The sequence below is a fragment of the Desulfosediminicola sp. genome (assembly GCF_048381775.1).
GTDB classification, from domain to species: domain Bacteria; phylum Desulfobacterota; class Desulfobulbia; order Desulfobulbales; family Desulfocapsaceae; genus Desulfopila; species Desulfopila ganghwensis.
Window position 1 is genome coordinate 184,210 of the sequence record NZ_JBLXGE010000005.1, and the last position, 13,312, is coordinate 197,521.

The following is a 13,312-nucleotide window of genomic DNA, read 5'->3' on the forward strand; positions in this document are numbered from 1 at the left end:
CGCTCTGTCCAAATCACCATATAGCGCACCGGTCTTACGACAGGTGCGCTATAGCAATTAAAAACCAGCGACGACTCACTCCTGCAACAACACCCTCGCCACTTTCGAATTGGTGGTCTTCTGCAACACCCAGCAGATATAGCGCCCCGCCTCAACCAATTGACTGAGATCAACCCCGGTCTCAATCCCCAATCCGTTCAGCATATAGATCAGATCTTCAGTGGCCACATTCCCGGTCGCACCGTGCGCATAGGGACAGCCGCCAAGCCCGGCCACAGAGCTGTCTACAGTCTGCACCCCAAGTTGCAGTGCCGCGTAAATATTGGCCAGCGCCTGGCCGTAGCTATCATGAAAATGCACGGCCAGATGATGCACAGGGACTTCTCGGCACACGGCCCGAATCATCTGTTCCACCTTACCCGGCGTGCCAACACCGATGGTGTCGGAAAGCGCTATTTCCTCACACCCCAGTGAGTATAATTCCCCTGTAACTTCAACCACTCTGGAGAGGGCCACCTCCCCCTCATACGGGCAACCAAGGGTGCATGATACATAGCCGCGTACCGGCACCCCCTCTGACTTGGCAAACTTCGCTATCTCGGCACACCGCTCCAGCCCCTCACGAATGGTGCAGTTATTGTTTTTTTCAGAAAACCGCTCAGAGGCGGAGGCCATAATACTGAGATAGGCGGCCCCGGCAGCAATCGCCTGTCTGGCACCATACAAGTTTGGCACCAACACCACCATTTGCGATGGTTGAGATTGTGATTTCAGGCCTGCGATCACCTCAGCGTGATCTGCCAATTGGGGAATGTGATCGGCAGGCACCCAGCTGGTTGCCTCCACCACCGGCAAACCCGCCGCAACAAGATGATCTATATATTCCAGTTTTGCAGAAGTCTGCACCGTGAGTTCTTCGTTCTGTAAACCGTCTCTCGGCGAGACCTCTACGATCTTCACCCGTTCAGGAAGATTCATCGGATTCCTCCTCAGTTTCTGCATAGGCTTCAAATTGTGCCAATCGCTGGCGCTCCTGCACGGAATCGCCTTTGGCAAAGAGCACAGCAACCACTCTGCCATCAGCCGGGGCTCTAATGACATACTCCATCTTCATCGCCTCCATTACAAGAATCGGTTCACCCTTTTTCACCTCGGTTTCATCTGCCACAAAAATCTCGGTAATATTACCGGGAATCGGTGCCCGCAACGAATCTGCAGCACCCGACAGTGCAGAAATCCAATCATTTTCAGTAAGCGTGGCGAATATTTCTGTTCTGCCATCTATAAACAAGGTCAGGTGATGGCCGTCCCGATGACAGTGCAATGTTCTATTTCTGCCATCCTGCCTGCATTGAAGCACCTGCCCCGACAACATGAGGTCGGTAAAACAGAAAATTGTATCCTCGATTTTGACCTGTATACCCAGTGGATCTTCAGTCACTTCAATTTCCAGAATTTCCTCCCCCCTGCCAAGCCTGCAATGAAAGATATTTTCGTGGTTCAGCCTGAAACAGCTGCCGCCGCTCCAGGGGGAGAAAGGATCTGGTGTCGAGCTGACTGCCGATCTGAGAATTTCCCGGTTTTCCAGAAAACTGTACAGCCCTGCCAGGGCCGCGGTCTCGAGATTGACACTATCGATGGCAAGAGATTGCTCCAGATCATTGTCAATGGTCCGGGTGGTGTGTTGTGCGGCCTTGAAGGTTTCGCTTGCCAGCAGTCTCTGCAAAAAATTCAGGTTGGTGGTCAAACCGGCAAGTCTATAGCTGCGCATCCCGGCGACCAGGGTTTTCAACGCTTCATCACGATTCGGACCGTGGCTGATCAATTTGACCAGGATTGGATCATAATTGGGAGTTATCAGGTTATCGATAGTTATTCCACTGTCTATTCGAAGGCTACCCGTCGGGCTTGGTTCATCAAGATAGCGTATCCTCCCAGATGAAGGCATAAAGTTCCGCTCCGGGTCTTCGGCGTAAATCCTCACTTCGACCGCGTGACCATTGCACTGCACCTCCTGCTGCCGCAGGGGCAATGGTTCACCGGCAGCCACCAGCAACTGCCACTCCACCAGATCCAGGCCGGTAATCATCTCAGTGACAGGATGCTCAACCTGCAGGCGGGTATTGATCTCAAGAAAAAAGAAATGATCGTCGTTACTTACCAGAAACTCGACAGTTCCCGCCCCCAAATACCCTATGGAGTCAGCTGCTTTTACCGCCGCCTGATGCAGACCATCCCTGACCTTTGCCTCAAGGCCGGGTGCGGGAGCTTCCTCGACTATTTTCTGATGCCTGCGCTGCATGGAGCAATCCCGTTCAAACAGATGCAGACAGTTGCCGTGGCTGTCGCGAAAAACCTGAACCTCTATGTGGCGGGCGTTGGTAACATGTTTTTCAAGCAGCAGACTGGCATCACCGAAAGCGCTGGCCGCTTCTCTGCCGGCTGCGGCTACGGCTTCTTCCAGATCCTGCGCTCCTGTCACCAGCCGGATACCCTTACCGCCCCCTCCCAGATCGGCCTTGATCAGCAGCGGGTAGCCTATGGATTCGGCCAGTTGGCTTCTCTCGCTTTTACTCATGGCGCTGATATATCCGCCGGGAATAACCGGAATACCTGCCCGCTCCATGAGCTCTTTGGCCCTGCTCTTGATACCCATGGCTTCAATGACATCAGCAGGTGGGCCGACAAAGACCAGCCCCGCATCAACACACCTTCGGGCAAACTCGGGATTCTCTGAGAGGAAACCGTAACCGGGGTGAATTGCCTCGGCATCACTCTTTATGGCCACCTCGATAATAGCCCCTATGTTCAGGTAACTCTGTACCGCCGGAGGGGGCCCGAGGCAAAAGGCTTCATCCGCCAGTCTGGTGTGCAGGGAATTTCTATCGGCCTCGGAATAGACCGCAACCGTGGCGATACCCAGCTTACTGGCGGTGCGGATTATCCTGCAGGCGATTTCACCTCGGTTTGCTACCAGAATTTTATTGAACATATCTGCCTATTCAGTCCATTCTCCAGGATGCTTTTTTCTTCTCCAGAAAAGCGGCCACCCCTTCCCTGCCTTCCGGCGAGACCCGTACCTCTGCAATGCAGCCGGAGGTGAATTGTCCCTCTTTCTGCAGGTCATCCTCATTGGCTCCATAGAGCAGGCTCTTGACTGCAGCCATGGCGGCAGGCCCGTTTTCAAGCAACTCCCGGCACAACATCTCCACCGCATGATCCAACTCAGAGCCGGCAACAACTTTATGCACCAGACCGAGTCGCAGCGCTTCTTCGGCACCAAAACGCTCACCGGTTATCGAATAACGCAACGCCTGGCGATGACCGATGGCTTTACGTATATAAGGGGAGATCACCGCCGGAATCAGACCTATTTTCACCTCGGTAAGGCCGAAGACCGCATCCTCCGCCGCCACAACGATGTCACAGGCTGCCAGCAACCCCAGGCCACCGCCAAAAGTTGCCCCCTGAACCCGGGCAATGGTCGGCTTGGCAATAGTTGACAACTCCTGATAAAACCAGGCCATGGCTCTGGCATCACGGTAATTTTCTTCAGCACTATACCCCGCCATGCGCTTCATCCAGTTCAAGTCCGCACCGGCGCAAAAGCTCTTTCCGGCTGCTGCGAGCACTATCACCCGAACCTGCTCATCGTCTCTGCAGGCACGCAATTCCGTGAGCAGGGCAGAAAGCAATTCGTCATCGAAAGCGTTATGCTTGCCGGGCCTGTTCAAAGTAAGGGTCGCTACTCCGCGACCATCTCTTTTCGATATAATATCTGTCATATAGCACCAACTTCTTCACTGTAAGCGTGATACGCGGATGTTGTCAGCAACACCTTTACATGCGAAAGACGCCGAACCGGGTCTGTTCGATCGGTGCATTGAGACTTGCTGAAATCGACAACCCCAAAACCATCCGGGTATCCGCAGGTTCAATTATGCCATCATCCCAGAGTCGCCCGCTGGCATAGTAGGGATGCCCCTGAGACTCATACTGATCCCGTATCTCTTGTTTAAACTTTTTCAGGTCTTCTTCTGATCGTGACATGCCAACCTCCGCCAGCACATTTGCAGCCTGTTCACCACCCATCACCGAGATCCTGCTGTTTGGCCAGCTCCAGACAAATCGAGGGTCATAGGCACGACCGCACATGGCGTAATTTCCCGCCCCGAAACTGCCACCGATTATCACCGTAAATTTGGGAACCGCCGCGCAGGAAGTGGCCATAACCATTTTCGCACCATGCTTGGCAATGCCACCCTGCTCATACTTGCCCCCCACCATGAAGCCGCTGATATTCTGCAGGAAAACAATCGGTATCTGCCGATTCGCACACAATTCGATAAAGTGACAGCCTTTCTCTGCCGATTCAGAAAACAACACCCCGTTATTGGCGATAATGCCCACCGGGTAACCCATAATATGTGCGAACCCACAAACCAGGGTCGTACCGAACAGGGCCTTGAACTCGTCAAAAAACGAGCCATCCACCAACCTGCAGAGCACTTCCCGCACATCGTATGGCGTTCTCAGGTTTTCAGGAACAACACCGGAGAGCTCCGCCGGATCGTAGCGAGGCGGTACCGGCTCTCTTATCGCAAGGGTCGTCCCCTTGGTCCGGTTTAACGTGGCAACTATCTTTTTCGCCAGCAGTAACGCATGGTGATCGTTTTCCGCATAATGATCCGTTACCCCCGACTCCCTGCAATGAACTTCTGCCCCACCCAACTCTTCCGCACTGATAACCTCACCGGTGGCAGCCTTGACCAGTGGCGGGCCGCCGAGAAAGATTGTGCCTTGCTTCCGCACTATGACAGACTCGTCAGCCATGGCCGGGATATAGGCTCCGCCGGCAGTGCATGAACCCATGACCACCGCAATCTGGGCAATTCCCTTCGAAGACATAATGGCCTGGTTATAAAAAATTCTGCCAAAATGATCGCGGTCGGGAAAGACCCGGTCCTGCTCCGGCAGGTAGGCTCCGCCGGAATCGACCAGATAAATACAGGGCAGATTATTCTGTGCGGCTATTTCCTGGGCACGGAGATGCTTTTTGACAGTCATCGGGAAATAGGTGCCGCCTTTGACCGTTGCGTCATTGGCCACTATCATGCACTGCTGGCCGGAGACATTGCCAATGCCTGTGACGATACCAGCGGCGGCAATGTCGCCACCATACATGTTCCAGGCGGCAAACTGGGAGAGTTCGAGAAAAGGTGAACCGGCATCGAGCATGATTTCAATTCGCTTCCGCACCAACAGCTTGTTTCGATCGAGATGCTTTTTGCGCGCTTGCTCACCACCGCCAAGCCGAATCAACGTCACCTTTTCACGCAGATCAGCCACAAGGGCATCCATCGCCGATTTGTTAGCGCCAAACTCGTCTGAATCAGTGCGTATGGCAGAGCGCAAGGTTTTCATCTGCACCTGTGGTCAAATATGTAAAGGTATCAGCCGATTTCTCAGCCTGTTTCCCTAAAAATCTCGCGGCCGATAAGCATTCGCCGTATCTCACTGGTACCGGCGCCTATCTCGTAGAGCTTTGCATCCCGTAAAAAACGGCCTGCGGGATATTCATTGATATACCCATTTCCCCCCAGCACCTGGATGGTCTCAAGGGCAAGTCTGGTCGCTCTCTCAGCGCAGTAAAGGATAACACTGGCACCTTCTTTTCTGATCCCCGCGCCCCGGTCTGCTGCCCGTGCGACACTATACACATAGGCCCGGCAGGCGTTCCAGGTGGAGTACATGTCGGCGATCTTGCCCTGCATCAGCTGAAACTCGCCAATGGACCGGCCAAACTGCTTCCGTTCGTGGATATATGGAATGACGGTATCCATACAGGCGGCCATAAGCCCCAATGGTCCTGCTGCAAGTACCAACCTTTCCGAATCAAGCCCCCTCATCAGTACTTTCACGCCGCCATCCTCTTCGCCCAGCAGATTGCCGGCAGGCACTTCACAGTCGTTGAAGATCAACTCACAGGTGGGCGAGCCGCGCATGCCCAGCTTATCCAGCTTTGGGCCGGTGGAGAAGCCGGCCATGCCTTTTTCGATTATAAAGGTGGAAATGCCTCGCTGCATTTTCTCAGGTGACGTTTTGGCATAGACCAGCAGCACATCGGCAATAGGCCCGTTGGTGATCCACATCTTAGTGCCGTTCAAAATAAAACGATCGCCCTTTTTCTCGGCCCGCAGCTGCATGCTGATCACATCAGAGCCCGATCCGGCCTCACTCATGGCCAGTGCCCCGATGTGTTCGCCGCTGACCAGGCGAGGCAGATATTTCTCTTTCTGGGCCGCACTGCCGTTTAAACAAAGCTGATTAACGCAGAGATTGGAGTGAGCCCCATAGGCAAGCCCCACCGAACCGGAACCGCGACTGATCTCTTCCATGGCTACCACATGTTCCAGGTACCCCATTGCCGCCCCGCCAAATTGCTCCGGAGCAGTAATACCCAAGAGCCCGAGACCACCCATCTTCTGCCAGAGTTCATCTGGGAAACGATCTTCCCGGTCAATTTCCGCAGCAATGGGAGCAATTTCTTCGGCAACAAAGGATTGTACCGATTCCCGAAGCAAATTTACTGTATCACCGAGACCAAAATCCAGCCCGACCAGGCTGGCAGCAGATGTAGCGGCAGGTGTCATACTCAACTCCCTGAATGGAGGAAATTGCCAATACGTTAATTTCGTGTTTTTTCAGGCTCCAAATCAGTATATCACAGGAAAAACTTGAGATAAAAACCGGGGCTGCTTTCGTCTTCACTTCGCGAATGGCTGGCCCTCTTCAATCGACAGTCCGGTACGCTACTTGCGAACCCGCTTGCCTACACTAATACTCTCACGTACAATTTCATTATCGAGTCGGTTCTGTTAGACAAAACGTACCTCAAAGTTCACGTTCGAAACCGTATAGTTGCACAAAAAACGGTCCTGATTCATCCTGTCGAATCCAGAAACTTTGTCAGTGGTTATCACCATAAGCTCTTCAGCCTGCTCGATATACCCGAAAATGGTCCGGTAGGTATAGAACCTCCTGGACGGTTCATACCATCTTGATGCAGGGACTGATGATAAAGAAATGAACCTTCTGACGATACTGAAAGAGAGTGAGATTTTTGTGGAAATGGCCTACTTTGACAGGAGGAGAAAATGAACGGTCACGGCGATAGCGGAGTCTGACCTTGTCATTCTTGAAATTTCAGTACAAGACCAGGCACGATTTCCAGCCATCATTTTTTTTTGACGCGAATTGCCCCAAAACGGGTAAATGATCTTATCATAACACCCGAATAAGATAAGAAAAGAAGGGTAGTACCAGTCAATCACTATCACTCTCCATAAATACAACCTGATAAAATATTATGAAAAACATATCCCGGGCTGCCATACCTTTCATTTTTCTGTTCACTTATTTTCTTTTTATAGCCGGTTGCGCCCTCACCTCACTCGAGTCGCCTGAGGTTACCCTCGCTGACGTTCAGGTGAGTGAAATTCGCAGCTTTGAAACTGTTTTTCTTGTGCAGCTCAGGGTACAAAACCCCAACGAGAAGCCACTGGATATAGAAGGGCTCAGTTGCGAGATGGAACTGGACGGCCGCAAGTTCGCCTCTGGCCTGCAAGGCGCCCAACAGACTATTCCCCCATACGGTACGGCGCTGGTGCCGGTGGAAGTTTACGCCTCTGTTATCGACATGGTGGGCTCAGCCATAAGTATGGTGAAATCGGCCTCGAAAAAAGAGGCCCAGTTTGAAGATGTGAATTACAAGCTGTCAGGCACGGTCAATGTGAAAATGAGCGGTTTCTCACATAAGCTGCCTTTCGAGTCGAGCGGCAAAATCGATTTGAATTGATGGATCTCCATCCCAAACGAGTGTTTTTATTGAGTTCACTTCATGTTTATAACAATGTCACTTTATCGTTTACAGATAATTGATCTCGCGAACACAACTATCGTAATACTTAAGATTATCTGCTTACCACTAAAGCTCAGCCTGACACATTTTTTTCATGGGTGGTCACTATATGATCCCCCGGCCATGTCATACTCCACGAAACTCAACAGGGGCTCTGATATGGCTAAACGAAGCGACATACACTTTCAATCAGGTGTCAGTTTGTTTTCTTGGTATTTCGCAAACAGCTGCCATGCGTATTAAGCTTAAGATCCAGATGGTTATGAAGTTTTCTGACGATTCAAAACGCCTCGGAGATTTTGTACAAGTCGATGATGTCTATTGGGGTGCGAAGCACTCTGGTGGAAAGCGTGGGCGAGATGCTGAAGGGAAAACGATACTTGACTGAATTCTGTTAACGCTTTAATCGTCGTTTTGATCTTCAACGTTTATTGCAAACTCTTACTTATCATGCGTCACCAACTGTCCCGATTCCAGAGCGCCAACTCAGGCTTGCTAAGGATTGGTGGTAATCAGATTTTAATATATTCCAGGAATCAATCTATATCGCACCCGTTTTACATATTCTTTGTAACCTTTCAATTCTGCTTGCAGTGTTCTGTCCTCTAATTCCGTTCTTATCACGGCAATTATTATGGCTATGACCACTGGAATCAATGTCCACACTGAACCTAGAGCGAGAACAATACCTGGAAGTGCCAAAATATTCCCTGCGTAGCCCGGATGCCGTACAATTCTATAAGGACCGCTATTACACACTTTATGTTCTCGATCTTTCTGGATACGCACCAAACTGCTAAAGAAGCGATTCTCAATCAAGGCCCATGCGGCGAAGGCGTATCCAAATGTTACCAGAACAAAGCCGAGTAAATTCATCCAAATCGGGAAGAGAAGAGACCATGCGAAATGGTGATCGAGGCCTGCTACTATGACAAGCGGAAATGATAGGCTCCACGCCATCAATGGGCCAATTACTTTATCCCAGGACTTTACATCTTGAGCCTTAAAGCATTGAGACCGTTCAGCCAGAATCCCCGGATGTCTATGTTCTGCCCATATGCGTCCCCCTATGCCAGCCGTAACGATCAGCACAAAAAAGACCCACGCTTGCCACCAACTGAAATCCCATCCGCAAACCAATAGAATTATGGGTATGGAAAGGTGAATGATGATTATACTGAACCATTGGGATGGTTCAATTTTAATTACCGACTTTTCGTTAACTATGATCGATACCTTATTTTGCTATGCAGATTATGTTTGTTGGTTTTCATTATCCAATAATTATCAAGAATAAGTTTGTACTGCTCAAGGATCGAGGTAAGGGGCTGCAGCGTAGCGGAGATCCCAACGGAGGTCACGCTTTTGGTGGCCAGAGTGAATTTGACCACTATGCCAGGCATTCCACTATCCATTGTACATATAAATAACGAGCTTTTTACTTGGGCTTACAACAATTAAACCAATTCGCCCGTAAGCATAGTAATTACCCTCGCTATTTATTATATCGGTTGCCTGTCCCACAACTTTTTCATCAATATTAATACAAAAACCATACCTGCATATATAGTCATAAAGTAGAAGATCTCCTCCTTCTTTTTGCTTCCAAAACCTGTCTTCTTTTACCGGTGTTTCATTCCAAGAATCATATCTTCCGCGCCATCGCCTCTTTTGCTGATTCTTATTTTCTGGGAGATGGTTAAAATATTCCATGCCACGCTTTGTAATTTGATTTGCAATTTTCTCAGATAGAGGATAGACCCTTATACCAGCTCCATTACAACCAGGACCAAACCCCGAAGATTTCTCTTCAACATAAGAAATAGAGCTTACTTGGAGAGCATCCGGAACGACACTTATCTTGAAGTCTCTCTCATATATCTTGAAGACCACGATAGGGCTTGCAATAACCATTATGAGTATAAGAAAAAAGTAAACACGGCGTATTTTTTTGAATGCGAAGATAACCCCAGTGATTATCGCAATGAGCGTAAGCAGTAAAGTAATCAGTATGATGTAGTTCATCTGTTCTGTTCACATCATGACGTACAGTTGTAGCACATCATCCTTTACACATTGTTTCTCTTTAATCTGCCCAACTCATCCATGATACGTAGGTTCCTTGCATCGAAAAAGCCTAACAGCTTTTGGCGAAAGCGAACACGCCAAAAGCCATTGCCTATTTCCTCTAAGCCAACGTACTTTTCTTTCAGGCTTGTGGAAATTATAACCCAAAAGTGTAAACGATAATCCGCTATAATTGTAAACGATGATGTGAGGTTGTACCAAAATGGGGCTGGGCCAAAAGCCCAACCCCATTTTTCACCTGACTGGAGTTGTCACACTTAAACAGCAAAAGTAAGACCGGCATAACCGGTAACAACCTCCGCCTCAAGCTCATTCTGCAAAAATTCAACTGCTGTTTCACCGCTGCAGTGGCAGGCAATGATGCTGCCAATTGAAAATTTTTTCAACTCGGCCACAGTTCTCCGAAGGCGCGTGCTGGTGGCGTGCAGAAGGTGCATACCGCCGATGATGGTGCGTATACGCTTCTCTCCCGTGACTGCAACAATGTGATCAAGGGTATTGATCAATCCCGAATGGCAGCAGCCGATACAGACCACCAGACCTTCAGGTGTCCTGATCCAGAGAGCGATATCATCTTTGATTGAATCGACATCAGTGCCATCAGGGTCGAGATAAAACTCGCCACCGGTATCCTCAAACTCATTCTTCCTGGGAATAGGCCCCGTCACTCCCACGCCGGGCAGCAGTTCCATTGGCCTGGTTAACCAGTGGGTTTTGTCATCCTTGTGATGCATTACCGCGTTCATATCCGGCAGTGGCATCCTTACAGATTCACTCTTTTTGCCATCCCACGCATACCGTGGTTCAAATGCTGCGGAGTGCAGGTAGATTTCCGCACCTCTGTTGGCTGCTAAAAGATCGGCAACGCCGCCGCTGTGGTCATAATGGCCGTGACTGAGTACAAGTTTATCTATTTTCTCCGGTGAAATTTGCAGAGTCTGCAGATTATCCATCAGGCTCTTCTGGCCGGTATCCAGCAAAATATTTCCCTGGGGGGTCGCAACGTGCAAAGCATAACCGTGCTCGGCAGTCAGACCATCGGCTGCCACATTATTGACCACAACGGTCAGGGTACTGACCTCATTTGCGATACTCACTTGACACCTTCTTTTTTCATGAATTTGGCTTTGGCCCGGGCCACAAGTTTGCCATCAACCCGGGCTTCCGCTTTCAGTTCGTAGAGGCTGGAGACTGCACAGGTGAGCCAGGCACGGATATTTACCCGACTGGTACAGGGAATGGCATGCAGAAACCGCACCCGCAGATCCCCCGTAACCGCCTTGACATCCTGTACCAGCAGGCAATGCGCCATGGCGGAATCGAGTACGGCAGAGATTACTCCTCCGTGCAGAATCCCTTCATACCCCTGCAGATGGGGTCCGCCCGTGAAGGTAGCCTCCACGGTATTGGCTCCTGCCTGCTGAAACTTCAAACCAAGTGAAAACGGATTGTTCCTGCCGCAGATAATGCAGTTATCATGTCCGCCAAGAACTTTTCCGTCATCCATCATTGTCACTGTACAGTCCCCTTCTGATTATCTTGTACGGTCAATCCGACTCACTCACCAGCGACCGTCACTTTTCTCTGGAATATGGCCATGCCATGATGCCACCTTCCATCACTTTAACATTGGTATAGCCATTTGCCTCAAGGATAAGCGCAGTTTCATAACCCCGCAGGGATATTTTGCAGAAACAGACGATCTCCGTATCCTTTTCTTGCGGTAACTCACCAAGAACATTACGCAGCATGCCCAAGGGAATATACTTCTCACCTATCCCCAGGCGCAACACTTCATGCTCGTCCGGCCCTCTTCCGTCGATAAAAAATGGAGGATTCCCCTCCTGAACTCGTTTATACACCTCTTCGGCCGTGACAGTTTTGATGCGACCTTTCAACTTGTTCGAGATGATGTGGGCCGAAGCGATAAAGTGATCGATTGCCAGGGAAAATGGTGGTGCATACGGCAGGTCGGCACAGTTGAGGTCATCCAAGGTCAGTCTGCCTTTAATGGCCATGGCGGCAGTAGCTATCTGACGGGAAACATCACCGGAACCGACACACTGATAGCCGAGAATTTTCTGGGAGGATTTTTCCACCAGTATTTTACTCACCAACAATTTGGCCCCCATAAAACCGGGCTTATCGGGGCTGGCATTGACCACCGTTTCAAAATCTGTAAGGCCTGCCGCGATCGCAGCTTTCTCACTCAAACCTGTGGCACCTGCCACAAAATCGAAGACTTTGCAGATAGCGGTCTGCTGGGTTCCACCAAATTTTACCACATTGCCTTCAATCAGGTTCTCGCCCAGCACCCTGCCCTGGAGATTTGCCAGATCTCCCATGGGCGCGTACACCTTTTTGCCGGTTACGCTGTTCACACACTCCACACAATCTCCGGCTGCATAAATATCAGCATCGGAAGTCTGCATATATTCATTGACCGCAATTGCCCGGCTCTCACCGATCTCCAGCCCCGCTGCCTCCGCCAGGCCAATATTGGGCCGTACACCTGCAGCGACAACGGCAAGCTGACAGGGGAGAACCTCGCCATTGGCAAGCTCAACACCGGTCAGGCGCCCATCTTCACCCAGACAGCGCTCCAGCCTCATGCCGAGACGCACGCTCACCGACTTCGCCTTCATATGGTTGGCCACCAACCCGGCAAACTGTGCATCGAGAAATGTCAGCACCTGCTTTTCCATCTCTACCAGGGTCACCTTCACACCCTTTGCAACCAGAGCCTCGCACGTCTCAACACCAATCAGGCCACCACCGATCACCACCGCCTCTGTTACGGTACCCGAAGCACAGAGATCATGTATTCTGTCTGTATCCTGCATGGAAACCAGCGTGCTGACACCCTCTAGCTCACGCCCCGGCACCGGCAGAACAGCCGCACTGGCGCCTGTTGCCACAACCAACTTGTGGTAAGAAAGAGTTGTTTCTTCGCCCGATTCGAGATTGCGGCACGTCACTTTTTTTTCATTACGATCAATCGCGGTACATTCAGTGTTAACCAGCGCATTTATTCTTTTGGTCTTATAGAAAAAATCAGGATTACGGACCACACCTGTCGGGGTAGCCAGCAGCTGGTTCCGTTCATCAAAGGTGCCGCCGATGTAATAGGGGTAGCCACAACTCGCCATGGAAAGATCCGGATCTTTCTGGACAATTGTTATCTCCGCCTGTTGATCAAGACGTCTTGCCTTAGCCGCTGCTTTTGCACCTGCCGCCGAACCACCGATTACCACTATCTTACTGTTTTGCATGGGATCTCCTTGCTGCTGATATTCTCCAGGC

12 protein-coding genes are annotated in these 13,312 nt (G+C 50.5%); 2 read left to right on the forward strand and 10 right to left on the reverse strand.

What is annotated here, in order from left to right:
• Window positions 1–75: 75 nt before the first annotated feature.
• Genes ACN5NT_RS10155 through ACN5NT_RS10175 form a run of 5 tightly spaced genes read right to left on the reverse strand, consistent with a single transcriptional unit; the run spans window position 76 to window position 6,653 of the window.
• The gene (locus tag ACN5NT_RS10155; RefSeq protein ID WP_419175353.1) at window positions 76–978 is read right to left on the reverse strand and encodes a hydroxymethylglutaryl-CoA lyase; all 903 of its coding nucleotides are present in this window, start codon (window positions 976–978) and stop codon (window positions 76–78) included.
• Window positions 965–2,992, reverse strand: coding sequence for an acetyl/propionyl/methylcrotonyl-CoA carboxylase subunit alpha (locus ACN5NT_RS10160; RefSeq protein WP_419175354.1), 2,028 nt, complete (start codon window positions 2,990–2,992; stop codon window positions 965–967). The genes ACN5NT_RS10155 and ACN5NT_RS10160 overlap by 14 nt, the downstream gene beginning before the upstream one ends.
• Window positions 2,993–3,002: 10 nt before the next feature.
• The gene (locus ACN5NT_RS10165) at window positions 3,003–3,785 is read right to left on the reverse strand and encodes an enoyl-CoA hydratase-related protein (RefSeq protein ID WP_419175355.1); all 783 of its coding nucleotides are present in this window, start codon (window positions 3,783–3,785) and stop codon (window positions 3,003–3,005) included.
• Between the two features lie 55 nt (window positions 3,786–3,840).
• Entirely contained in the window at window positions 3,841–5,424 is a 1,584-nt protein-coding gene (locus tag ACN5NT_RS10170; RefSeq protein ID WP_419175356.1) for a carboxyl transferase domain-containing protein, read from the reverse strand.
• Window positions 5,425–5,465: 41 nt separating this feature from the next.
• Complete coding sequence (locus tag ACN5NT_RS10175) at window positions 5,466–6,653, reverse strand: isovaleryl-CoA dehydrogenase (RefSeq protein ID WP_419175357.1); 1,188 nt, start codon at window positions 6,651–6,653, stop codon at window positions 5,466–5,468.
• Window positions 6,654–7,369: 716 nt separating this feature from the next.
• Here ACN5NT_RS10175 and ACN5NT_RS10180 point away from each other — a divergent pair.
• Window positions 7,370–7,858 carry an LEA type 2 family protein gene (locus ACN5NT_RS10180; RefSeq protein WP_136799370.1) on the forward strand — a complete coding sequence of 163 codons (489 nt, stop codon included), beginning with the start codon at window positions 7,370–7,372 and terminating at the stop codon, window positions 7,856–7,858.
• 295 nt (window positions 7,859–8,153) lie between these two features.
• Window positions 8,154–8,309 (forward strand): transposase, encoded by a 156-nt coding sequence (locus ACN5NT_RS10185; RefSeq protein WP_136799371.1) that lies wholly within the window; start codon window positions 8,154–8,156, stop codon window positions 8,307–8,309.
• 131 nt (window positions 8,310–8,440) lie between these two features.
• Here the strand turns inward: ACN5NT_RS10185 and ACN5NT_RS10190 are convergent, their stop codons facing one another.
• The 5 genes from ACN5NT_RS10190 to ACN5NT_RS10210 all read right to left on the reverse strand — a co-directional run bounded on the left by ACN5NT_RS10190 (window position 8,441) and on the right by ACN5NT_RS10210 (window position 13,281).
• Window positions 8,441–9,013 (reverse strand): methyltransferase family protein, encoded by a 573-nt coding sequence (locus ACN5NT_RS10190; RefSeq protein ID WP_419175358.1) that lies wholly within the window; start codon window positions 9,011–9,013, stop codon window positions 8,441–8,443.
• A 315-nt stretch (window positions 9,014–9,328) separates the two neighbouring features.
• The gene (locus ACN5NT_RS10195; RefSeq protein ID WP_419175359.1) at window positions 9,329–9,946 is read right to left on the reverse strand and encodes a hypothetical protein; all 618 of its coding nucleotides are present in this window, start codon (window positions 9,944–9,946) and stop codon (window positions 9,329–9,331) included.
• A gap of 320 nt (window positions 9,947–10,266) precedes the next feature.
• The gene (locus ACN5NT_RS10200; protein WP_167495884.1) at window positions 10,267–11,106 is read right to left on the reverse strand and encodes an MBL fold metallo-hydrolase; all 840 of its coding nucleotides are present in this window, start codon (window positions 11,104–11,106) and stop codon (window positions 10,267–10,269) included.
• Window positions 11,103–11,519, reverse strand: a complete 417-nt coding sequence (locus ACN5NT_RS10205; RefSeq protein ID WP_136799389.1) for a PaaI family thioesterase — start codon at window positions 11,517–11,519, stop codon at window positions 11,103–11,105. Before ACN5NT_RS10205 ends, ACN5NT_RS10200 begins: the two co-directional genes overlap by 4 nt.
• Before the next feature lie 64 nt (window positions 11,520–11,583).
• Entirely contained in the window at window positions 11,584–13,281 is a 1,698-nt protein-coding gene (locus ACN5NT_RS10210) for an FAD-dependent oxidoreductase (protein ID WP_419175360.1), read from the reverse strand.
• Window positions 13,282–13,312 lie beyond the last annotated feature (31 nt).